This window comes from Erwinia artemisiae (assembly GCF_051400835.1).
Taxonomy (GTDB): Bacteria; Pseudomonadota; Gammaproteobacteria; order Enterobacterales; family Enterobacteriaceae; genus Erwinia; species Erwinia aeris.
The window spans coordinates 74,927-96,701 of sequence record NZ_JBLFFM010000003.1 but is presented as its reverse complement, the minus strand read 5'-3'; the positions used below and the strand labels follow the sequence as shown (position 1 = coordinate 96,701).

The window sequence follows — 21,775 nt, the reverse complement described above, 5'->3', positions numbered from 1 at the left end:
GCCGCTATGTCCGTTATCAACGTCAGGCCCGGGACGCGCGCTTGCCTTTACGGCAGCCGCAGATCCTTCAGGTTGCCGGCCAGATGCAGATCGGTTTTCAGTGTCGCCACCTCGCGGCAGAGATGCGCCATCTCCTGCTGCTGCTCCAGCTTCTTGCGCCATTTATCCGCCACTTCCGGCAGCCGCTCGTAAATCGCCGCCAGCGAGCCGTAGGTTTGCAGCAGCTCTGCCGCGCTTTTCGCGCCAATGCCCGCCACGCCTGGGATCTTACTGCTGCTGATACCGGCCAGCCCCCAGTAATCCGTCAGCTGCGCGGGCGCTACGCCAAACTCCTTTTCAATAAACGGCAAATCCAGCCAGCGCTTCTGAAAGTAGTCGCGGATATGAATATTTGGCGCCAGCAGCTGGCAGTAGCCCTTATCGGTCGACACTATGGTTGCCTGATGGCCGCTGTCGGCAACCTTTACCGCCAGAGTGGCGGCCAGATCGTCCGCCTCTTCGCCCGGCGCGTGCCAGCAGGCCACGCCCGCCGCCTCAAACGCCGCCCGGATCTGCGGCATCTCTGTTTTTAACGTGTCCGGCATGGGCGCGCGTCCGGCTTTATAGTCCGGCAGGCGCTGATGACGCCAGCCTTCGTGGCGATCGTCGTCGTCAAACACCGCCACCGCATGGGTCGGCTTGCTGTGCAGGATAAGCTGTTGCACAGCATGGATACAGGTTTCCTGGCAGGGAGAATCCTGCACGGCGTGGATGCGACGAATCAGATTCAGCGCATCAATAATCAACAGATGAATAGTCATAGTGGATACTGAGCGGCACGGCTGCCGCTCCGCTGAGGGTTACTTAATGATTTCGTAGCAGGGGGTGTAGGCCGTTCCCGGCAGCTTCATGCGGTGCTGGGCAACAAATCCCTGTAACAAATCGTCCATGCGGCGCATGATTTCTGCATCGCCGTGTATCTTATACGGGCCTTGTTCCTTAATCGCTTTGATCCCAGGCTCCTTGACGTTGCCCGCCACAATGCCGGAGAACGCGCGGCGCAGCGAGGCCGCCAGCTGTTCGGCAGGCTGATTGGGATAAAGATTAAGATTGGCCATATTTTCGTGCGTGGGCATAAACGGCACCTGCAAATTCGGCGCGATGCGGATTGACCAGTTAAAGCTATAGGCGTCGCCCGTCTCGCGCCGATGCTCTTTCACCTTCGGCATAGCGTTTTTCATCAGGCGCGCCACTTCCGCCGCGTCATCGATAATAATGGTGTAGTGCTGACGCGCGGCTTCGCCCAGCGTGCTGACGATAAACTCATCCAGCACGCGGAAGTAATCGGCGCTCTCTTTCGGGCCGGTGAGGATCAGCGGCAGCACCTGATCGCGGTTCTGCGGATTCATCAGGATGCCCAGCAGATAGAGCAGCTCTTCCGCCGTACCCACGCCGCCCGGGAAAATAATGATGCCGTGGGCGATACGCACAAAGGCTTCCAGACGTTTTTCAATGTCCGGCATGATAATCAGTTCGTTGACCAGCGGATTCGGCGGCTCGGCGGCAATGATCGACGGTTCGGTCAGGCCGATAAAACGGCTCTCTTTGTAACGCTGCTGCGCGTGGCCCACGGCGGCGCCTTTCATCGGCGCTTCCATAACGCCCGGCCCGCAGCCGGTACAGATATTCAGCTCGCGCAGGCCCAGCTGCGAACCGACGTTGCGGCAGTACTGATATTCCACGGCGTTGATCGAGTGGCCGCCCCAGCAAACCACGGTATTCGGCAGCTCGCCGACGTGCAGCGCCCTGGCGTTACGCAGCAGCGAAAACACCAGGTTGGTGATGCGCACCGAGTCATCCACGTCCTGCTGCTGAAAGCCGCTGTCAAACTGACCATTTACAAACAGAATGTCGCGCAGCACGGCAAACAGGTTGGCCTGTAGCGAGCGAATGATGCGACCGTCGACAAAGGCTTCCTCCGGCGGATTAATCAGCTCCAGCTTGACGCCGCGCTCGCGCCGCAGCACGTTGATGTCAAAGTTTTCAAAACGCGACAGCAGTTCATGGCTGCTGTCCGTCTGGCTGCCGGAGTTAAGTACGGCAAGGGAACAGTTGCGGAAGAGTTGGTAAAGGTCGCTGCTGGCGGTGCGCTTCAGCATATCGACTTCCAGTTGAGACAACAGATCCATGGAGCCTAATGGGCTGATATGTGTGATCAAATTAACTCCTTTACACCCGTCCGGGCGGTGGTCGCTCACCATCAAAAGCCCGCCGGATAAACGGCGAGCGTGACGGCGAAAAAATGTTCCCGGGCACCCGATGCCCGCTTCAGATTAGCCTTCTTCTCAAACAGTTAACAACGTTATCGTGCGTTTATGCGCGACGGTACGCAAAGTGCTACTGGCGTACCAGCCTGGACAGGCCGGGTTTAAATGCGCCGTTGCTGCGCCAGGGATTGATATCCAGGCCGCCGCGACGGGTATAGCGGGCATAAACGCTCAGGCTTTCCGGCTGGCAGAAGCGCAAGATATCATTGAAAATGCGCTCAACGCACTGCTCATGAAATTCGTTATGGTGCCGGAACGACACCAGGTAGCGCAGCAGCGCCTCACGCTGGATACGCGGGCCGCGATAGCTGATTTGCACTGAACCCCAGTCCGGCTGGTTGGTGATCAGACAGTTGGACTTCAGCAGATGGCTCACCAGTTTTTCTTCCACTACTTCCGGCTGCGTGGCCTGCTGGAGATAGTCGGTGCTGAAGGTATAGCTGTCGATCTCAATATCCTGCTCGTCAATGCAGTGGCCGCTGAAGTGGCCTATCGGCTGGCCTTCAATTTCCCGCAGCCGGAACAGCGCAACGCTGACCTCGCCCTGCGCGCAGGCGCTGAGGTCGCGCTCCAGCGTCGCCCGGACTTCGCCCCAGTCACCAAAGCGGGTCTGATTAAAGCTGTTAAGATAGAGCTTAAAGCTCTTGGACTCGATCAGGTTAACGCTGTGGGCATCCAGGCTGACTTCGCCAATCGCCACCTGCGGCAGGCCTTTGGCATTCAGCCAGGAGAGTTCGTACAGCGTCCAGATATCGGCGCCGTGGAAGGGCAAACTGTCAGGATAAAGCCCCAGCGGCTCACGGTTCATGCTTCTTGGCACCGCCTGGAGCAAAGAAGGCTGATACTGGTCGTGGTACTCTGTAGGTTTTCCTAACGTCAGGCCGCTCAGCGCCTGATGTGTATCTGAAGACATTGCATTACCTTATAGCCTGATATGACAGGTGAAGTGGTCAATCGTCTGCGGCCGGGAAGGCCCGGGCGACGCAACTAAAAACGTATAGCCTTAGTGTAACTCAGGCACCAGAGAGTGAAAAAAGAATGATTGATGAAACCTCCCGCGCCCTGGCTGATTTTACCCGCAACTATTGCGACCGGTGGGTCAGCGAATGCGGTCATCCGCCCGCCAGCAGCGAGCTGTATGGCGTTCCCTCGCCCTGCGTGCAGCAAACCGTTGGCGATGAGGTCTGGTGGCTGCCGCAGCCCTTTACCCTCGCCAAAAACCTGGAAAACGTAGAGCGCGCGCTCGATTTACAAATTCAGCCTGCCGTCGTTGCCTGGTACACCTCGCAGTTTGCAGGCGATATGAAGACGCTGGTCAACGGCCAGCCCTGCACGCTGCTGCAAATATGGAGCGAAGACGATTTCGAGCGTATGCAGGAAAACTTGATCGGCCATCTGGTTATGAAGCGCCGTCTTAAACATTCGCCTACGTTTTTTATTGCTACCACACCATCCGAGCTGGAAATCATTTCCGTATGTAATTTGAGCGGGGAAGTGATTCTGGAAAAGCTGGGTACTAAAAAGCAGACGGTACTGGCCGCGAACCTGGAGCAATTCCTTGTTTCTTTACCGATTATTGATCCCTTAAGGTAAAGCGTCATTTATCTTGTGAGAGATCTCTTACAGAGTCTGTAAGAGATCGCTTTTATATCTTAAGAAAAAAAGGCGTTTTCTCCGGTAAAAGCAAAGCAAATCATAAAGTTGTTATAACTCTTTTCGTAAAAAAACCTGCCGGGGTCAAAAAAAAGTTTTCAGCCTATTGTTTGTCAGGTTCATTAAGGCAAACTTGATCCTGTCGCAAGGGATGGTGGCTTAAGGAACAAGCCGGTCGGTAGACTGAAAGCACCTCTAAGGACTTCAGATCTGCGCAAGATATCTCAGGAGTGAGAAAAAGGGACACCTCCGGGAAGGAGAAACGTACTGCCGGAGAGCGGTAAGCCAGGATGCTCAGGGACATCGCCATTGACGGTGAAAGTGTAGGGAAAACTGCAGGACAAAGTTATCAGGGATGAGCAGGGAGCACTAAAAGTAGCTGGATTGCTGCGAACGAACCGGGAGCACTGTTTTTACAGTGCTCCCTTTTTTTCGTCCATACTTATCCCGTTGTCGGCGGTAATGCTATGCTTGCGACCCTTTAAAACTGACCAGGAGAGCTTAGATGAGCCGGGAACTTGAAATCCGCAATCGCCTGCAGGCTATTGAGCAGGCCTTACATGACGCCGGGCTGTGGCAAAACTGCGCGCCAAACGCCGAGGCGTTTGAAAGCACCGAGCCTTTTTGCGTAGATACCATGATGCCGATCCAGTGGCTACAGTGGGTTTTCCTGCCGCGTATGCAGGCGCTGCTGGATGCGCAGTCTGCTTTGCCGGTAAAGCTGGCTATCGCCCCTTATTATGAAGTGGCGCTGGAAGGTGCTATTCCGGGCCGCGCCAATCTGCTGCACATGCTGAACCAGCTTGATCAACTGTTCGAGCACGACGCCTGATGCTGGAGATCCTTTATCAGGACGAGTGGCTGGTCGCGGTGAATAAACCCTCAGGCTGGCTGGTGCACCGCAGCTGGCTCGACAGGCATGAAAGCGTTTTCGTGATGCAAACCGTGCGCGATCAGATAGGCCAGCACGTATTTACCGTTCATCGGCTCGATCGCCCCACGTCGGGCGTGCTGTTGATGGGCTTATCCAGCGAGGTCGCCCGCCTGCTTTCGCAGCAGTTTGAGCAGCACCAGCTGCAAAAAACCTATCATGCCGTGGTCAGAGGCTGGCTGGATGGCGAAGAAACGCTGGATTACGCATTAACTGAAGAGCTGGATAAGATCGCTGACAAGTTCAGCGAGCAGAATAAGGAACCGCAGCCTGCCGTGACCCACTGGCGCGCGCTGGATAAAGCGGAGCTGCCGGTGCCGGTCAGCCGGTACGATACCTCGCGCTATACGCTGATGGAGCTGAAGCCGCAGACGGGCCGCAAGCACCAGCTGCGTCGGCATATGACCCATCTGCGCCATCCGATTATCGGCGACAGCGCGCACGGCGATCTGCGGCAGAATCGCAGCGCGGCACAGCACTTCGGCATGACGCGGCTGATGCTGCACGCCAGCGAACTGCGGCTGACGCATCCGGTAACGGGCGAGCCTTTGCTGCTGCGCGCGGGTCTGGACTCGGTCTGGCAGGGAATGATGGCGCAGTTTGGCTGGGAAGACGCTCTCCCCAATCTTCCCAGGGTTGAGTTTGCGGCATCTTGCCTGCAGGATAGCGGTTCAGACCAGGCAACGAGGAGATAAGCATGGCGCAAATAGGCATTTTTGTAGGAACGGTTTACGGTAACGCGCTGCTGGTGGCGGAAGAGGCGGAGCCTTTATTGACGGATGCCGGTCATCAGGTGGAAATTTTTGAAGATCCCACGCTTGAACAGTGGCAGCGTTACGCCGACGGCGTGGCATTGGTGATCACCTCGACCACGGCTCAGGGCGATCTGCCGGACAGCATCACGCCGCTGTTTTATGCTATCAAAGACAAGCTGGGCCATCAGCCCACTCTGCGCTACGGCGTGATTGCGCTGGGCGACAGCAACTACGATGATTTCTGCGGCGCGGGGAAAAAGTTCGATGCGCTGTTGCAGGAGCACTCGGCGAAGCGGGTCGGCGATGTACTGCTGATCGATGCTAACGACTATCCGGAGCCTGAAACGCTTTCTTCGCCGTGGGTTGAAGCCTGGCTGAAGCAGCTGGATTAATAGCCGGGCCTTCGCCTTAAAGGGAAGGCCCGCAGCATCAGGTAACCGGTGCCGGATTGAATACCGCCAGCGAGTTACGGATCCCCCAGCGGTCGGACCAGGTTTGTTTCCGGCCGCTGGCGATATCCAGGATCAGCTCAAACAGCCGCCAGCCTACCTGTTCTATGGTTTCCTCGCCCGTCGCAATCGTCCCCGCATTGATATCCATTAAGTCATGCCATCTTTCCGCCAGCGCGTTGCGCGTCGCCATTTTGATTACGGGGATAGCCGCCAGGCCGTAAGGCGTGCCGCGTCCTGTAGTAAACACCTGCAAAGTAATGCCGGAAGCCATCTGCTGCGTGCCGCAGACGAAATCACTGGCGGGTGTGGCGGCATAGATCAGGCCGCGTTTGGTGGGGCGCTGGCCTGGCGACAGCACCTCAACGATAGCGCTGCGGCCCGATTTGGCGATAGAACCCAGCGCCTTTTCCACCACGTTCGCCAGCCCGCCTTTCTTGTTGCCGGGCGAAGGGTTAGCGCTGCGATCGGTTTTGCCCATATTCAGATAGTCATCGTACCAGGCCATCTCTTCCAGCAGCCGCTGGCCGACTTCTTGTGTCGCCACGCGCGGCGTCAGCAGATGCACCGCATCGCGCACTTCGGTCACCTCGGAGAACATCACCGTCGCGCCGCAGCGCACCAGCAGATCGGAAGCGAAACCTACCGCCGGGTTGGCGGTTACGCCGGAAAAGGCATCGCTGCCGCCGCACTGCATACCGACGATCAGTTCCGCTGCCGGTACCGTTTCACGCTGGCGCTGGTTCAGGCGTTGCAGATGGCGTTCGGCAACCTGCAAAATATCGGCAACCATAGATTCAAAGCCAACATGCTTCTCATCCTGTAGGCGCACCACGTCATTATCATCCAGCGAAATCGCCTGTACGTCGGGCGTGCCTTCCAGCAGGCGCTCGGGCTGAAGTTTCTCACAGCCCAGGCCGACAATCATTACTTCGCCGCCGAAGTTGGCGTTCAGCGCCAGGTTGTGAATGGTACGGATCGGCACCACGGCGGCCGGCGCGTTGATCGCCACGCCGCAGCCGTAAAGGTGATTCAGCGCCACCACGCCATCGACGTTAGGATATTTTGGCAGCAATTCACGCTCAATAATCTGCACCACGTAATCGACCACGCCCGCCACGCAGTGCACGCTGGTAGTAATCCCCAGCAGGTTGCGCGTGCCCACGCTGCCGTCGGCGTTGCGATAGCCTTCAAAGGTGTAGCCTTCAAGCGGCGGCAGGGCGGGCGGCACATTGTTGGCCAGCGGCAGGCTGGCGAGATCCGGCGCTTCCGGCAACACCACCAGCGACTCGTCAATCCAGCCGCCGCGAGGAATATCGCGCACCGCATAACCAATCACTTCGCCATAGCGAATAATATCGCCGCCTTGCGCAATATCGTTTAATGCAACTTTATGTCCCTGGGGAATATGTTCTTTTAGTACCAGTCCGCATGAAAAAGTCGTACCAGCCTTTAATCCATTATTATTTACAACAATGGCGACGTTATCGTTTTCATGCACCTTTATATAAAGGGGAAGATCGTTTCTGGAAATGTTCATTGCTCGACAAGTCCTGAGATAAATGAATCGGCACGTTCTTTATTTTAAAGGTGGGTGAGAAGCGTTTTCGGGTGGAATTATTCTGCTGTTGGACAGTATAGAGAGGCTTCAGGCCGAAAACATTATGCAAATGTCCGACATGGCGCGGTAACAATCAGCGTATTTTCAGGCAAGAGTACAGGCGACAGTGAGGAGGCTCACAAAGAAAAAGGGAACGTGACCGCGCCCGCAGAACCCGCTGTTTCCGTGAGCCACTCCGCAACGAATTGGGCATATGCAAGAACATCTCTGGGTTTTTCCCGTTTTAATAGTGCTTTTTACCGGTGCTTTACCTGAGTGGCCTCCCTATACTTTTTAACAAACGGGACGAGAGCTTTGAACGTTGTGATTATTCTGCCACTTAATCGCTGTGTTTAACCTGACATCATTCTGATACCCAACGCGATGTGTATGCAGTCCAGAGTGAGTTTGCCTGACCGCTATATTTCAGGAGTGCATCATGGATTCAATCAGCAGTGCTGCGAGCACCGTGCAAAAAAGAACTAATGCTCGCTACTGGATAGTGGTGATGCTATTTATCGTCACCTCATTTAATTATGGCGACCGCGCCACTATCGCTATCGCCGGTTCGGCAATGTCGAAAGACATCGGGCTGGATCCGGTCGGGCTGGGCTATATCTTCTCCGCTTTCTCATGGGCTTACGTAATAGGGCAGATCCCCGGCGGCTGGCTGCTGGACCGGTTCGGCTCAAAGCGCGTCTATTTCTGGAGCATCTTCCTGTGGTCGCTGTTCACGCTGTTGCAGGGCTTTGTCGATCTGCTCAGCGGCTTCAGCATTATCGTCACGCTGTTTATGCTCAGGTTTATGGTCGGCCTGGCGGAAGCGCCTTCTTTTCCCGGCAACAGCCGCATCGTCGCCGCCTGGTTCCCCGCGCAGGAGCGCGGCACCGCCGTCGCTATTTTTAACTCGGCGCAGTACTTCGCCACGGTGATCTTCGCGCCGATCATGGGCTGGCTTACCTCCGAAGTCGGCTGGGCGCACGTGTTCTGGTTTATGGGCGGGCTGGGCATCATCATCAGCTTTATCTGGCTCAAAGTGATCCACGATCCGAACGACCATCCGGGCGTCAATAAAGCCGAGCTGGAATATATGGAGCAGGGCGGCGCGCTGATTAATATGGATATGAAAAAAGCCGAGCGTAAGGTCAGCTGGGCGGAGAAAAAAGCGCAGATAAAGCAGCTGATTACCTCAAGAATGATGATAGGTATCTACCTGGGTCAGTACTGCATTAACGCCTTAACCTACTTCTTTATCACCTGGTTCCCGGTTTATCTGGTGCAGGCGCGCGGCATGTCCATTCTGAAGGCCGGCATGGTGGCGTCGATTCCGGCCATCTGCGGTTTCCTGGGCGGCGTGCTGGGCGGCATTATTTCCGACTGGCTGATGCGTAAAACCGGCTCGCTGAATATCGCCCGTAAAACCCCAATCGTTCTCGGCATGCTGCTTTCTATCACCATGGTGGTCTGTAACTACGTCGATACGGAATGGGTGGTGGTGTTCTTTATGGCGCTGGCTTTCTTCGGCAAAGGGATTGGTGCGCTGGGCTGGGCGGTGATGGCGGATACCGCGCCGAAAGAGATCAGCGGGCTTAGCGGCGGGCTGTTCAATATGTTCGGCAACATTTCCGGCATCGTCACGCCGGTGGTGATCGGTTACATCATCGCCACGACCGGCTCCTATAACGGCGCGCTGATTTACGTTTGTATTCATGCGTTTGTCGCGGTAATGAGCTACCTGGTGCTGGTACGCGATATCAAGCGTATTGAACTGAAACCTTTGTAAGGACGAGTTATGACGACGCAAAGCAGCCCGACGATCACCGATATGAAAGTGATCCCGGTAGCGGGATACGACAGCATGTTGCTGAATATCGGCGGCGCGCACGGCGCTTACTTTACCCGCAATATCGTGGTGCTGACCGACAGCGCCGGACACACCGGCGTGGGAGAAGCGCCGGGCGGCGAGACGATTTACCAGACGCTGCTGGATGCCGTCCCCCAGGTCAAAGGGCGGGAAGTCGCCAGGATGAACCGGCTGGTGCAGGAGGTGCATCGGGGCAACCAGTCGGCGGATTTTGATAACTTCGGCAAAGGCGCGTGGACGTTTGAACTGCGCGTCAACGCGGTGGCCGCGCTGGAAGCGGCGCTGCTGGATCTGCTGGGACAGTGCCTGAACGTACCGGTCGCGGAACTGCTGGGGCCGGGCAAACAGCGTGATGAAGTGACGGTGCTGGGGTATCTGTTCTATATCGGCGACCGGGAAAAAACCGATCTTCCTTACCTGAACGGCGAGAACGCCCCGCACGACTGGTATCGCCTGCGTCATCAGAAGGCGATGGACAGCGAGGCCGTGGTGCGGCTGGCGGAAGCCGCGCAGGATAAATATGGCTTCAAGGATTTCAAGCTCAAAGGCGGCGTGCTGCCGGGCGAGCAGGAGATCGACGCGGTGAAAGCGATGAAAAAACGTTTTCCCGAAGCGCGCATCACCGTCGATCCCAACGGTGCCTGGCTGCTTGATGAAGCTATCGCGCTGTGTAAAGACATGCAGGGCATTCTGACCTATGCGGAAGATCCGTGCGGCGCGGAGCAGGGCTTTTCGGGCCGTGAGGTAATGGCGGAATTCCGCCGCGCGACCGGCCTGCCGGTTGCCACCAATATGATCGCCACTAACTGGCGGGAAATGAACCATGCCGTAATGCTGAACGCCGTCGATATTCCGCTGGCCGATCCGCACTTCTGGACGCTGAGCGGTGCGGTGCGTGTCGCCCAGCTGTGCGACGACTGGGGGCTGACCTGGGGCTGCCATTCCAATAACCACTTCGATATTTCGCTGGCGATGTTTACGCACGTGGGCGCCGCCGCGCCGGGCAAGCCGACGGCCATTGATACCCACTGGATCTGGCAGGAAGGCGATCAGCGCCTGACCAAAGAACCTTTGCAGATCCGCAACGGCAAGATCGCCGTGCCGGACGCGCCGGGGCTGGGCATTGAGCTGGACTGGGCGCAAATTGAAAAAGCCCACGCGCTTTATAAAACGCTGCCCGGCGGCGCGCGCAATGATGCCGCCGCCATGCAATACCTGATCCCCGGCTGGACATTCGATCGCAAACGCCCGGCCTTTGGGCGCTGAACCTTACAGAAGGAATACGTTATGAGTCAGGCTACTCCACTGATCACAGAAATGCAGGTCATCCCGGTCGCCGGTCACGACAGCATGTTGCTGAACCTCAGCGGCGCCCACGCGCCATTCTTTACCCGTAATATCGTTATCATTAAAGATAATTCCGGCCACACGGGCGTCGGTGAAATTCCCGGCGGCGAAAAAATTCGCAAGACGCTGGAAGAAGCGGCGGCGCTGCTGGTCGGCCACGGCATTGGCGAATATAAAAATCTGCTGAGCCACGTGCGCAACACCTTTGCCGATCGCGATGCGAGCGGGCGCGGCAACCAGACTTTCGATTTGCGTACCACTATCCACGTGGTGACCGGCATCGAAGCGGCGCTGCTGGACCTGCTGGGCCAGCACCTTGGCGTCAACGTTGCCTCCCTGCTGGGCGATGGGCAGCAGCGCGATCGCGTGGAAATGCTGGGCTATCTCTTTTACGTCGGCGATCGCCGAAAAACCTCGCTGCCTTATCAGAGCCAGCCGGACGACAGCTGCGACTGGTATCGCCTGCGTCATGAAGAGGCGCTGACGCCTGAAACCGTGGTGCGCCTGGCGGAAGCCGCCTATGAAAAATATGGCTTCAACGATTTCAAACTGAAAGGCGGCGTGCTGGCCGGGAGCGAAGAGGCCGAAGCGGTGACCGCGCTGGCGAAGCGTTTTCCCGAGGCGCGCATTACGCTCGATCCTAACGGCGCCTGGTCGCTCAACGAAGCGATCGAGCTGGGCAAGCAGCTGAAAGATGTGCTGGCCTACGCCGAAGATCCTTGCGGCGCGGAGCAGGGCTATTCCGGTCGCGAAGTGATGGCCGAGTTCCGTCGCGCGACGGGCATGCCAACGGCCACCAATATGATTGCCACCGACTGGCGTCAGATGGGGCACACGCTCTCTTTGCAGTCCGTCGACATTCCGCTGGCGGATCCGCACTTCTGGACGATGCAGGGTTCCGTACGCGTTGCGCAGATGTGTCATGACTTCGGCCTGACCTGGGGCTCCCACTCCAATAACCATTTTGACGTTTCGCTGGCGATGTTTACCCACGTTGCGGCGGCGGCACCCGGCAAAATCACCGCTATCGATACCCACTGGATCTGGCAGGAAGGCAACCAGCGCCTGACGCAGCAGCCTTTGCAAATCAAGGGCGGCATGGTACAGGTGCCGGACAGGCCGGGCCTGGGCGTAGAGCTGGATATGGATCGCGTTATGAAAGCGCACGAGCTTTACCTGAAACACGGTCTGGGCGCGCGCGACGACGCGCAGGCTATGCAATTCCTGGTGCCGGACTGGACGTTTGATAACAAACGCCCATGCCTGGTGCGCTAACCCAATTTCTGGAGAAACCGATGAGCTACGTAAATACGCCGAACAGCTTTCGTCAGCGCCTGCTGGCAGGCGAAACCTTAATCGGCAGCTGGTGTGCGCTGGCTAACCCGCTGACCACGGAAGTGTTAGGACTGGCAGGCTTCGACTGGCTGGTGCTGGATGGCGAACATGCGCCGAACGACATCACCACTTTTATTCCGCAGCTGATGGCGCTGAAGGGCAGCGTCAGCGCGCCGGTGGTGCGGCCGCCGACCAACGAGCCGGTCATCATCAAGCGCCTGCTGGATATCGGTTTTTCCAACTTCCTGATCCCGTTTGTCGAAACGGAAGAGGAAGCGGTGCGCGCGGTGGCCTCCACCCGCTATCCGCCGATGGGCATTCGCGGCGTATCGGTTTCGCACCGCAGCAATATGTACGGCACCGTGCCGCAGTACAACACCATCATCAACGACAACATCACCGTGCTGGTGCAGATCGAAACGCAGCAGGGCGTGGATAACATTGACGCTATCGCGGCGGTAGAAGGCGTGGACGGCATTTTCGTCGGGCCGGGCGATCTCTCGGCCGCGCTGGGCTACCTGGGGCAGCCCGCCCATCCGGAAGTGCTGAAGGTGATCAAATATATCTTTGAGCGCGCCAAAGCGGCCGGCAAGCCGAGCGGCATTCTGGCCCCGGTGGAGGCCGATGCCCGCCGCTATCTGGAATGGGGCGCCGGTTTTGTTGCGGTAGGCAGCGATTTAGGCGTATTCCGTGGCGCCACGCAGGCCCTGTGCGATCGCTTTAAAAAATAACCCACTGTTCAGGAGACAAAGATGAAAATCGGATTTATAGGTCTGGGTATCATGGGCAAGCCCATGAGCAAAAACTTAATTAAGGCCGGCTACTCGCTGGTGGTGCGCGATCACAATGCGGAAAGCGTGGCGGAGCTGGTTGCGCTGGGCGCGACGTCCGGCGATTCGGCAAAAGCGGTGGCGGAGCAGAGCGACGTGATTATCACCATGCTGCCCAACTCGCCGCACGTGAAAGAAGTGCTGCTGGGCGAAGGTGGCGTAATCGAAGGCGCGAAGGCGGGCACTATCGTGATCGATATGAGCTCCATCGCGCCGCTGGCGAGCCGTGAAATTCATGAAGCGCTGGCGAAAAAAAGCGTCGCGCTGCTGGATGCGCCGGTCAGCGGCGGCGAACCTAAAGCCATCGACGGCACGCTTTCGGTGATGGTCGGCGGCGACAAAGAGCTGTTCGATAAGTGCTACGATATTATGAAAGCGATGGCAGGCTCGGTGGTTCACACCGGCGAGATTGGCGCGGGCAACGTGACCAAGCTGGCTAACCAGGTGATTGTTGCGTTGAATATCGCGGCAATGGCGGAAGCGCTGACGCTGGCGACCAAAGCGGGCGTCAACCCGGATCTGGTCTACCAGGCGATACGCGGCGGCCTGGCGGGCAGCACGGTGCTGGATGCCAAAGCGCCAATGGTGATGAACCGCAACTTCAAGCCGGGTTTTCGTATCGATTTGCATATTAAAGATCTGGCTAACGCCCTGGATACGTCGCACGGCGTAGGCGCGCAGCTGCCGCTCACGGCGGCGGTAATGGAAATGATGCAGGCGCTGAAAGCTGACGGGCTGGGCACGGCCGATCACAGCGCGCTGGCCTGCTATTACGAAAAACTGGCGAAAGTCGAAATCAAATAGTCCCGTGGTCCGGCCTGCTGATCCAGGCCGGAACCTTCCCGGCCCCGCGCACGGATTAACGTATGAAAATAGTAATCGCACCGGATTCGTATAAAGAAAGCCTGTCGGCTCAGCAGGTCGCCACGCAAATCGAGCAGGGATTCAGGGAAATATTCCCCGAAGCTCAGTATGTCAAACTGCCCGTCGCGGACGGCGGCGAAGGCACGGTCGAGGCGATGGTGGCGGCGACGGGCGGCAAAACCGTACGCCTGCGCGTCACCGGCCCGCTGGGCGAAGAGGTCGACGCCTTTTACGGTCTTTCCGGTGACGACAGCTGCGCCTATATCGAAATGGCGGCGGCCAGCGGGCTGGAACTGGTGCCTGCGGCGCGGCGCGATCCGCTGATCACCACCTCTTTTGGCACCGGCGAACTGATCCGCAGCGCGCTGGATAAGGGCGTACAGCGTTTTATTATCGGCATCGGCGGCAGCGCAACCAATGACGGCGGCGCGGGTATGGTGCAGGCGCTGGGCGCAAAACTGCTCGACAGCCAGGGCAGACAAATCGGTTTAGGCGGCGGCAGGCTTAACGATCTGGCGACGATAGACATCAGCGAACTGGATGCGCGGATCAAAAACTGCCGTTTTGAGGTTGCCTGCGACGTCACCAATCCGCTGCTGGGCGAAGAGGGCGCTTCCGCCGTGTTCGGCCCGCAGAAAGGGGCTACGCCGGAGCTGGTGGAACAGCTGGATAACGCGCTGGCGCACTATGCCCGGATTATCCGGCGGGATCTGGATATCGACGTGCTGTCGATCCCCGGCGGCGGCGCGGCAGGCGGGATGGGCGTGGCGCTGCACGCTTTTTGCGGCGCGGAACTGCGGCGCGGCATTGAAATCGTGACCGAGGCGCTGGGGCTGGACGAGCTGGTGCGGGACGCCACGCTGGTGATCACCGGCGAAGGGCGCATTGACAGCCAGACCATTCACGGCAAAGTGCCGATCGGAGTAGCGAAAGTCGCCAAGCGCTATAACAAGCCGGTTATCGGCATCGCGGGCAGCCTGACCAAAGATGTCGCGGTCGTGCATCAGCACGGTCTGGATGCGGTATTCAGCGTTATTTACAGCATTTGTACGCTGGACGACGCGCTGGAAAATGCGGCGGATAACGTGCGCATGACGGCACGGAACATCGCCGCCGCGCTGGCGATTGGCCAGAAACTTTCCTGACTCGTTCACTACGTTTTGTTTGCCGTGGCCGGATGGGCAAGCGCGCCCGGTACAGTCTGAGAGCAAACAGGGCTTCTGTAACAACAAGCCTTTTGCATCGGCCTGCTGCTCCGCTGGTTTTCTCTCAGGCCGGGCCGTTGTGTTTTCCTTGCTGGCGCGACGCCTGGCCTCAGCGTCCCTTGCCCGCTACCCTCGTCAGCTTTTCCTGCGCCAGCCGGGCGACGTTTTGCATCTCGTCCAGTAGTTCAAACAGCTCCGGCTCGACGTCTTCAACGGGCATGCCGCCGCGCAGGCTTTGCTCCAGCTGCTGGCACAGCTGCTTCATGCGGGGAACGCCGCTGTAGCTGGCGCTGCCGTGCAGTTTATGAATGATATCGCGCAGCGCCCCGACGTCGCCTTCCGCCATATGGCTTTCAACCTGTTTCTGCACTTCAGGCAGGAAATCCACCAGCATTTGCAGCAGATCGCGCGCCAGATCGGGCTTGTTGGCCGCCTGACGCAGCGCCAGATCCCAGTCCAGAGAGGCAGAAAGCGTGCCCGGCGCGGCAAGAGGCTGCGCTTTGTGCGGCGCATAGCGCAGCAGCAGGTTTTCCAGCCTGGCCTCGTCGATAGGCTTGGCCAGATAATCGTTCATGCCCGCCTTAATCAGCTGCGCTCTTTCGCCATCCAGCGTATGCGCCGTCACGGCGACAATCGGCGTGGAGGCGTGCGCAGGCAGCTCGCGGATCAGCTCGCTGGCACGAATGCCGTCAATTTCCGGCATCTGAATATCCATCAGGATAACGTCCAGCGGCTGGGTTTTCGCCTGCTGGATCGCCATCATCGCGCTGTCGCACAGCACCACCCGTTCAACCTGTTCCTCCAGCAGAGCGCCGATCAGCTTCAGGTTCGCCGGATTGTCATCGACGGCCATCACCGTCAGCGGCAGCTTGTGGCGGCGGGGCAGATCGTTTTCTTCGCGGGTATGGTGATCGAGCAGCACCGGCAGCAGCCGCGACAGCGAAACCGGCTTCAGCAGGCAGGCACTGACGCCTTTATCTTTCAGCTCTTCCGCCCAGGTCTGCATCTGGCAGGGCAGAGCCATAATCACATTATCTGCACGCTCAAGCGCGGGCAGTGCCTGCCAGGGCAGCTGCCGCGAAGGTTCCTGGCTGACCGGCAAACCAATCAGCAGCGTGTCGTAATGCGCCTGCGGCAGCCCGGCAAGCGTTGGGCTATAGCTGACGGCCAGCGGCGTGCTGGCCAGCAGCGCCAGCGTGGCCTGCGCGGCGGCCGGATTCGCCTCTATATAAGCCAGCGTTTTGCCTTCCAGACAGGCTACGGCGCGCGGATCCTGAGCGGCATTCGGGTTCAGCGCCAGATTGACGTGAAACCAGAAGGTGGAGCCCTGATTCAACCGGCTATGAAAAGAGATCTCGCCGCCCATTTCGTTAACCAGCTTTTGCGTAATCACCAGCCCCAGCCCGGTGCCGCCATGGCGTCGGGAAATGCTGGCGTCGGCCTGGCGGAAAGCCTGGAACAGCTGCGACTGCTGCTTTTCAGCGATGCCGATGCCGGTATCGTGGATCTGCACCTCAAGGTCAACGCGGTTGTTGCTCTGGGAGCGCTTCTCAATGCAGATATCGATGTTGCCGTGTTCGGTAAACTTAATCGCATTGCCCAACAGGTTGACGATGATTTGCTGTAGGCGTAGCGGATCGCCGATGGTGTTGTCGGGCACGTCGGACTGAATGCTCAGCGTCAGCTCCAGCCCTTTTTCATGTGCGGACGGCGCCAGCAGGACGACGACTTCATCCAGGGTGGCGCGCAGCGGGAACGGGATGGTTTCCAGCACCAGCTTGCCCGCCTCCAGCTTGGAGAAATCCAGCACGTCGTTAATGATGCTCAGCAGGTTGTTGGCCGAACGCTCAATGGTATGCAGATAGTCGCGCTGCGTAATATTCAGCGGCGTTTTCAGCGTCTGGCGGGTAAAGCCAATTACGCCGTTAAGCGGCGTGCGCAGCTCGTGCGACATATTCGCCAGGAACTCCGACTTAATTCGCGCGGCCTCCTGGGCACGTTTTTTAGCCAGATCCAGCTCGACGTTCTGGATCTCCATCTGTTCCAGGGTTTCGCGCAGATCGGACGTCGCCTGATCGATATTTTGCTGCATCTCTTCGTGATAGGCGGTCAGCGACATCGCCATTGAGTTAATGCCGTTTTTCAGCATATCCAGCTCGCCGAGCATATGGCCCGTGACGCGGCTGTCCAGCTGGCCGCGTCGAATACGATCGACGGTATTGACCATATCGCGGATCGGGCCGGTGACGTCGCGCATCAGACGATAGGCGAACAGCATGGCCAGGCAAAGGCAGAGCAGCAGCAGCAGGGTGGAAACAAAAACTTCTTTATACTGCTGCAGCCGCACCGACTGCAGATCCAGTTCAATGGCGACATAGCCCAACGGATTGCCGTTGGGTTTGGCGTCCTCGACCGGCGACTCATCGGGATAATAGCTTTCCGATAAAATGGGCGTGCGCAAAATGACCGAATTGCCCAGCCGCTGATAGCTGAAGGGGGTAGAGAAGGTCGCGTCTGCCGGCAGACGCAGCTTGTCGGCGCTGGCGTGATAGTTGGACGTGACAAAAAGCTGATTCTGCGCGTCGAAAACGGTAATGGCGCGCACGATATCGGAATGGCGACGGTGGAGCAGGCTGACCAGCTGCCGCACCGCCTCTTTGCTGTGGAACGTCATGCCGTATTCGCTGGAAACCGCCAGCGGTTCGATAATATTGATGCCGGCATCCACCAGCTGGTGCTGCAGTTCGTTATAGCGATGCACGATAAAAAACGTGCTCAGCAGCAGCCCAATCATCAGCGTAGGCGCCAGAATCAAGATCATCATTCGTGCCCGCAGGCTGTATTTGGTCATAATTATCCTGTGGCGCCGTCGCCAGTCGAATTAATCCTGATGCTGGTGTAGGCTACGCGGGTTTAACCACTGTCGAGACAAAAGTAATGGCGCAATTCTACTCTGCAAAACGGCGCGTGACGACCCGCCAGATCATGACCGTGACGGTTACTGACCTTGACGGCTCCGGCCAGGGCGTGGCGCACCATCATGGCAAAACGCTGTTTGTCAGCGGCGCGCTGCCCGGCGAGCAGGCGGAAGTAGAAATCGTGGAAGAGAAACGCAGCTGGGCGCGGGCCAGGACAAAACGGCTTCTGTCGACCAGCCCGGAACGGGTTGCGCCAGCCTGTCCTTACTTTGGCCGCTGCGGCGGCTGCCAGCAGCAGCACGCTTCGCCCGAGCTACAGCAGCGCAGCAAGGCCAAAGCGCTGTCGCGCCTGCTGAGCCAGCAAATTGGCGAGCCGGTGGCGGTGGAGAATATTATCGCCGGCAGCGCTTACGGCTACCGCCGCCGCGCTCGTCTGGGTCTGCACTATCATGCGCGCAGCCAGACGCTGCAAATGGGCTTTCGCCAGGCCGCCTCCAGCGAGCTGGTCGCCATTACGCAATGCCCCGTTTTGAAGCCCGAACTTGATGCACTGCTGCAGCCGTTGCACCAGGTACTAAGCAGCCTGCAGGCCGTAAGAAGGCTGGGCCATGCCGAGCTGGTACTGGCGGACAACGGCCCGCTGCTGGTGCTGCGCCATCTCGATCCGCTCAGCGCGGCGGACAGAGAGAAACTGGAACGGTTTTCGCATAGCCAGCAGGTCGCGCTTTTTCTGGCGCCGGACAGCGAAACGCTGGAGCAGATTGCTGGCGAGATGCCGTTCTATCAGCTCGACGGCCTGACGCTGACGTTCAGCCCGCGCGACTTTATTCAGGTCAACGGCGAGCTGAATCAGCAGATGGTGGCTCAGGCGATGGCGTGGCTGGATTTGCAGCCCACCGACCGCCTGCTGGATCTGTTCTGCGGCATGGGAAACTTTACGCTTCCTTCAGGAAAGCGGGTGGAAAATGTCACCGGTGTGGAGGGGGTTGCAGCATTAGTGGCAAAGGGTGCGTATAATGCGGGCCTGAATAATCTGAATAACATTGCATTTTATCAGCATAACCTGGAAGAAGAAGTGACGGCGCAGCCCTGGGCGGCGGAAGGTTTTAATAAGGTACTGCTGGATCCGGCCCGCGCTGGCGCGGCAGAAGCGATCCCTCACATTATTAAACTTGCGCCGGAAAGCGTGGTCTATGTTTCCTGTAATCCGACTACACTTGCCCGGGACAGCCAGATTTTCCTGGCTGCCGGCTATCGACCAGAAAGGATTACCCTGCTTGATATGTTTCCGCATACCGGGCACGTCGAATCCATGGTGTTATTCAGCCGAAAATAGCTTCCCGGAAGGAGGTTTGGAGAGGATATGGTTGCGGTAAGAAGTGCACATCTGAATACGGCCGGTGAGTTTGCGCTCGACCAGTGGATCACCAGTTTGGGGATCGCGAATCCCCAGTCATGCGAACGACTGGCTGATACCTGGCGCTATTGCGAAGAAACCACCCGCCATCATCCCGATGCGGCGCTCCTGCTCTGGCGCGGCGTCGAAATGGTGGAGATCCTCTCCATGCTCAGCATGGACAGCGAAAGCCTGCGCGCCGCGCTGCTTTTTCCTCTGGCGGACGCGGGCGTGGTGTCCGAAGAGGTGCTGGAAGAAAAGTACGGCAAAGCCATCGTCTCGCTGGTGCACGGCGTACGGGATATGGACGCCATCCGCCAGCTGAAAGCGACCCACAACGACTCTATGGCTTCGGAGCAGGTCGATAACGTCAGGCGCATGCTGCTGGCGATGGTGGAAGATTTCCGCTGCGTGGTAATCAAGCTGGCCGAGCGTATCGCCCATCTGCGCGAGGTGAAGGACGCGCCGGAAGACGAGCGCGTGCTTGCCGCCAAAGAGTGCACCAATATCTATGCGCCGCTTGCTAACCGTTTAGGGATAGGCCAGCTGAAATGGGAGCTGGAGGATTTCTGCTTCCGCTATCTGCACCCGGATGAATACAAACGCATCGCCAAACTGCTGCACGAGCGCCGCATCGACCGCGAGCAGTATATCGACACTTTCGTGCAGTCGCTGCGTGACGAGATCGTCAGGCAGGGCGTCAAAGCGGAAGTGTACGGCCGCCCGAAACATATCTACAGCATCTGGCGCAAGATGCAGAAAAAATCGCTGGCGTTCGACGAGCTGTTTGACGTGCGCGCCGTGCGTATCGTCGCCGAACGTTTGCAGGACTGCTACGGCGCATTGGGGATAGTGCATACGCTTTATCGCCACCTGCCCAGCGAATTTGACGACTACGTCGCCAATCCCAAGCCGAACGGCTATCAGTCGATTCATACCGTGGTGCTGGGGCCGAAGGGCAAAACCGTTGAGATCCAGATCCGCACGCGGCAGATGCATGAAGACGCCGAGCTGGGCGTGGCCGCACACTGGAAGTACAAAGAGGGCGGCACGACCGGCAGCGCGCGCGGCGCGTCGGGGCACGAAGAGCGTATCGCCTGGCTGCGTAAGCTGATTGCCTGGCAGGAAGAGATGGCGGACTCCGGCGAAATGCTGGACGAGGTGCGTAGCCAGGTCTTTGACGATCGCGTCTATGTGTTTACGCCTAAAGGCGACGTGGTGGATCTGCCCGCCGGCTCCACGCCGCTGGACTTTGCTTACCATATCCACAGCGATATCGGCCACCGCTGCATCGGCGCGAAAATCGGCGGCCGCATCGTGCCCTTTACCTATCAGCTGCAGATGGGCGATCAAATCGACATCATCACCCAAAAGCAGCCGAACCCAAGCCGCGACTGGCTGAATCCCAACCTGGGCTACGTCACCACCAGCCGTGGGCGATCAAAAATTCACGCCTGGTTCCGTAAGCAGGATCGCGATAAAAATATCGTCGCGGGCAAGCAGATCCTCGATAACGAGCTGGATCACCTGGATATCAGCCTGAAAGAGGCGGAAAAGCTGCTGCTGCCGCGCTATAACGTCAACTCGCTGGACGAGCTGCTGGCCGCTATCGGCGGCGGCGATATTCGTCTGAACCAGATGAGCAACTTCCTGCAATCGAAGCTGAACAAGCCGAGCGCGGAAGAAGAAGATCGCGAGGCGCTGCGCCAGCTGACGCTGAAATCCTCCGTGCCGCGCAGCAAGGAGAGCGGCCGCGTGGTGGTCGAGGGCGTCGGCAACCTGATGCACCATATCGCCCGCTGCTGCCAGCCGATCCCCGGCGACGATATCACCGGCTTTATCACCCAGGGACGCGGCATCTCTATCCACCGCGCCGACTGCGATCAGCTGACCGAGCTGATGTCGCACGCGCCGGAAAGGATTGTCGATGCGGTGTGGGGCGAAAGCTACTCCAGCGGCTACTCGCTGGTGGTGCGCGTCACCGCCAACGATCGCAGCGGCCTGCTGCGCGACATCACGACCATCCTCGCCAACGAGAAGGTCAACGTGCTGGGCGTCTCCAGCAGGAGCGATACCAAAAAGCAGCTGGCGACTATCGATATGGATATCGAAATTTACAATCAGCAGGTGCTGGGCCGCGTGCTGGCCAGGCTGAACCAGGTGCCGGATATCATTGACGCCAGAAGGCTGCATTAATGCCTTCCCCCTGCCCGGACAGGCCTGCTTAGGCGACGACCCTGCAAGCCTGCTGCCTGGTTGCCTTTTTGCGCGCCGGCCGCGTTTATCCCTGTCAGGGGATAGCGCGCTGGCCGGGCGCAGGTG

At 58.4% G+C, this 21,775-nt stretch carries 17 protein-coding genes; 12 read left to right on the top strand and 5 right to left on the bottom strand.

The features are described 5' to 3' along the window. Positions 1 to 47 precede the first annotated feature (47 nt). The 3 genes from xni to queF all read right to left on the bottom strand — a co-directional run bounded on the left by xni (position 48) and on the right by queF (position 3,219). Positions 48 to 800, bottom strand: a complete 753-nt coding sequence (xni, locus tag ACMGEE_RS08315) for a flap endonuclease Xni (protein WP_436829881.1) — start codon at positions 798 to 800, stop codon at positions 48 to 50. Between the two features lie 39 nt (positions 801 to 839). Further along, complete coding sequence (gene ppnN / locus ACMGEE_RS08310; protein WP_436829880.1) at positions 840 to 2,198, bottom strand: nucleotide 5'-monophosphate nucleosidase PpnN; 1,359 nt, start codon at positions 2,196 to 2,198, stop codon at positions 840 to 842. Positions 2,199 to 2,376: 178 nt separating this feature from the next. Beyond that, positions 2,377 to 3,219 carry an NADPH-dependent 7-cyano-7-deazaguanine reductase QueF gene (queF, locus tag ACMGEE_RS08305; protein WP_253458812.1) on the bottom strand — a complete coding sequence of 281 codons (843 nt, stop codon included), beginning with the start codon at positions 3,217 to 3,219 and terminating at the stop codon, positions 2,377 to 2,379. Positions 3,220 to 3,344: 125 nt separating this feature from the next. Between queF and syd the strand changes: the two genes are divergently transcribed. The 4 genes from syd (at position 3,345) to ACMGEE_RS08285 (ending at position 6,037) form a co-directional block, all read left to right on the top strand. Continuing rightward, positions 3,345 to 3,899 (top strand): SecY-interacting protein, encoded by a 555-nt coding sequence (gene syd, locus ACMGEE_RS08300; protein WP_253458814.1) that lies wholly within the window; start codon positions 3,345 to 3,347, stop codon positions 3,897 to 3,899. Between the two features lie 565 nt (positions 3,900 to 4,464). After that, positions 4,465 to 4,791: a YqcC family protein gene (locus ACMGEE_RS08295; RefSeq protein WP_253458816.1), complete on the top strand. Its 327-nt coding sequence runs from the start codon at positions 4,465 to 4,467 to the stop codon at positions 4,789 to 4,791. Continuing rightward, positions 4,791 to 5,585, top strand: coding sequence for a tRNA pseudouridine(65) synthase TruC (gene truC, locus ACMGEE_RS08290; RefSeq protein ID WP_301730101.1), 795 nt, complete (start codon positions 4,791 to 4,793; stop codon positions 5,583 to 5,585). The genes ACMGEE_RS08295 and truC overlap by 1 nt, the downstream gene beginning before the upstream one ends. A gap of 2 nt (positions 5,586 to 5,587) precedes the next feature. Continuing rightward, positions 5,588 to 6,037 (top strand): flavodoxin, encoded by a 450-nt coding sequence (locus tag ACMGEE_RS08285; RefSeq protein WP_301730103.1) that lies wholly within the window; start codon positions 5,588 to 5,590, stop codon positions 6,035 to 6,037. Between the two features lie 37 nt (positions 6,038 to 6,074). Here ACMGEE_RS08285 and garD read toward each other — a convergent pair whose 3' ends face one another. Then, a complete protein-coding gene (garD, locus tag ACMGEE_RS08280; protein WP_301252643.1) occupies positions 6,075 to 7,634 on the bottom strand; it encodes a galactarate dehydratase in 1,560 nt (519 codons plus the stop codon). A gap of 499 nt (positions 7,635 to 8,133) precedes the next feature. Between garD and ACMGEE_RS08275 the strand changes: the two genes are divergently transcribed. The 6 genes from ACMGEE_RS08275 (at position 8,134) to ACMGEE_RS08250 (ending at position 15,079) form a co-directional block, all read left to right on the top strand. After that, on the top strand, positions 8,134 to 9,477 hold the full coding sequence (locus tag ACMGEE_RS08275) for an MFS transporter (RefSeq protein ID WP_253458824.1): 1,344 nt from the start codon (positions 8,134 to 8,136) through the stop codon (positions 9,475 to 9,477). 9 nt (positions 9,478 to 9,486) lie between these two features. Beyond that, positions 9,487 to 10,824, top strand: a complete 1,338-nt coding sequence (locus ACMGEE_RS08270; RefSeq protein ID WP_253458827.1) for a glucarate dehydratase family protein — start codon at positions 9,487 to 9,489, stop codon at positions 10,822 to 10,824. Between the two features lie 21 nt (positions 10,825 to 10,845). Beyond that, a complete protein-coding gene (gudD, locus tag ACMGEE_RS08265; RefSeq protein WP_301252642.1) occupies positions 10,846 to 12,180 on the top strand; it encodes a glucarate dehydratase in 1,335 nt (444 codons plus the stop codon). 20 nt (positions 12,181 to 12,200) lie between these two features. Then, positions 12,201 to 12,971, top strand: coding sequence for a 2-dehydro-3-deoxyglucarate aldolase (gene garL, locus ACMGEE_RS08260; protein WP_253458833.1), 771 nt, complete (start codon positions 12,201 to 12,203; stop codon positions 12,969 to 12,971). A gap of 21 nt (positions 12,972 to 12,992) precedes the next feature. After that, positions 12,993 to 13,874 carry a 2-hydroxy-3-oxopropionate reductase gene (garR, locus tag ACMGEE_RS08255; RefSeq protein WP_253458835.1) on the top strand — a complete coding sequence of 294 codons (882 nt, stop codon included), beginning with the start codon at positions 12,993 to 12,995 and terminating at the stop codon, positions 13,872 to 13,874. A 62-nt stretch (positions 13,875 to 13,936) separates the two neighbouring features. Continuing rightward, on the top strand, positions 13,937 to 15,079 hold the full coding sequence (locus ACMGEE_RS08250; protein WP_301730113.1) for a glycerate kinase: 1,143 nt from the start codon (positions 13,937 to 13,939) through the stop codon (positions 15,077 to 15,079). 169 nt (positions 15,080 to 15,248) lie between these two features. On the opposite strand, the gene barA is transcribed toward ACMGEE_RS08250, so the two are convergent. Beyond that, positions 15,249 to 17,990 (bottom strand): two-component sensor histidine kinase BarA, encoded by a 2,742-nt coding sequence (gene barA, locus ACMGEE_RS08245; RefSeq protein ID WP_436829879.1) that lies wholly within the window; start codon positions 17,988 to 17,990, stop codon positions 15,249 to 15,251. Positions 17,991 to 18,076: 86 nt separating this feature from the next. Between barA and rlmD the strand changes: the two genes are divergently transcribed. Continuing rightward, positions 18,077 to 19,393, top strand: coding sequence for a 23S rRNA (uracil(1939)-C(5))-methyltransferase RlmD (rlmD, locus tag ACMGEE_RS08240; RefSeq protein WP_301252640.1), 1,317 nt, complete (start codon positions 18,077 to 18,079; stop codon positions 19,391 to 19,393). A gap of 27 nt (positions 19,394 to 19,420) precedes the next feature. Continuing rightward, positions 19,421 to 21,649: a GTP diphosphokinase gene (gene relA / locus ACMGEE_RS08235; RefSeq protein ID WP_253458847.1), complete on the top strand. Its 2,229-nt coding sequence runs from the start codon at positions 19,421 to 19,423 to the stop codon at positions 21,647 to 21,649. Positions 21,650 to 21,775 lie beyond the last annotated feature (126 nt).

Excerpts from the sequence above, each read along its gene's own strand:
- ACMGEE_RS08270 (WP_253458827.1), top strand. The coding sequence starts at position 9,487 with ATGACGACGCAAAGCAGCCCGACGATCACCGATATGAAAGTGATCCCG.
- ACMGEE_RS08295 (WP_253458816.1), top strand. The coding sequence starts at position 4,465 with ATGAGCCGGGAACTTGAAATCCGCAATCGCCTGCAGGCTATTGAGCAG.
- ACMGEE_RS08275 (WP_253458824.1), top strand. The coding sequence starts at position 8,134 with ATGGATTCAATCAGCAGTGCTGCGAGCACCGTGCAAAAAAGAACTAAT.
- barA (WP_436829879.1), bottom strand. The coding sequence starts at position 17,990 with ATGACCAAATACAGCCTGCGGGCACGAATGATGATCTTGATTCTGGCG.
- garL (WP_253458833.1), top strand. The coding sequence starts at position 12,201 with ATGAGCTACGTAAATACGCCGAACAGCTTTCGTCAGCGCCTGCTGGCA.
- garD (WP_301252643.1), bottom strand. The coding sequence starts at position 7,634 with ATGAACATTTCCAGAAACGATCTTCCCCTTTATATAAAGGTGCATGAA.
- xni (WP_436829881.1), bottom strand. The coding sequence starts at position 800 with ATGACTATTCATCTGTTGATTATTGATGCGCTGAATCTGATTCGTCGC.
- ACMGEE_RS08250 (WP_301730113.1), top strand. The coding sequence starts at position 13,937 with ATGAAAATAGTAATCGCACCGGATTCGTATAAAGAAAGCCTGTCGGCT.
- rlmD (WP_301252640.1), top strand. The coding sequence starts at position 18,077 with ATGGCGCAATTCTACTCTGCAAAACGGCGCGTGACGACCCGCCAGATC.
- garR (WP_253458835.1), top strand. The coding sequence starts at position 12,993 with ATGAAAATCGGATTTATAGGTCTGGGTATCATGGGCAAGCCCATGAGC.
- queF (WP_253458812.1), bottom strand. The coding sequence starts at position 3,219 with ATGTCTTCAGATACACATCAGGCGCTGAGCGGCCTGACGTTAGGAAAA.
- ACMGEE_RS08285 (WP_301730103.1), top strand. The coding sequence starts at position 5,588 with ATGGCGCAAATAGGCATTTTTGTAGGAACGGTTTACGGTAACGCGCTG.
- gudD (WP_301252642.1), top strand. The coding sequence starts at position 10,846 with ATGAGTCAGGCTACTCCACTGATCACAGAAATGCAGGTCATCCCGGTC.
- syd (WP_253458814.1), top strand. The coding sequence starts at position 3,345 with ATGATTGATGAAACCTCCCGCGCCCTGGCTGATTTTACCCGCAACTAT.
- relA (WP_253458847.1), top strand. The coding sequence starts at position 19,421 with ATGGTTGCGGTAAGAAGTGCACATCTGAATACGGCCGGTGAGTTTGCG.
- truC (WP_301730101.1), top strand. The coding sequence starts at position 4,791 with ATGCTGGAGATCCTTTATCAGGACGAGTGGCTGGTCGCGGTGAATAAA.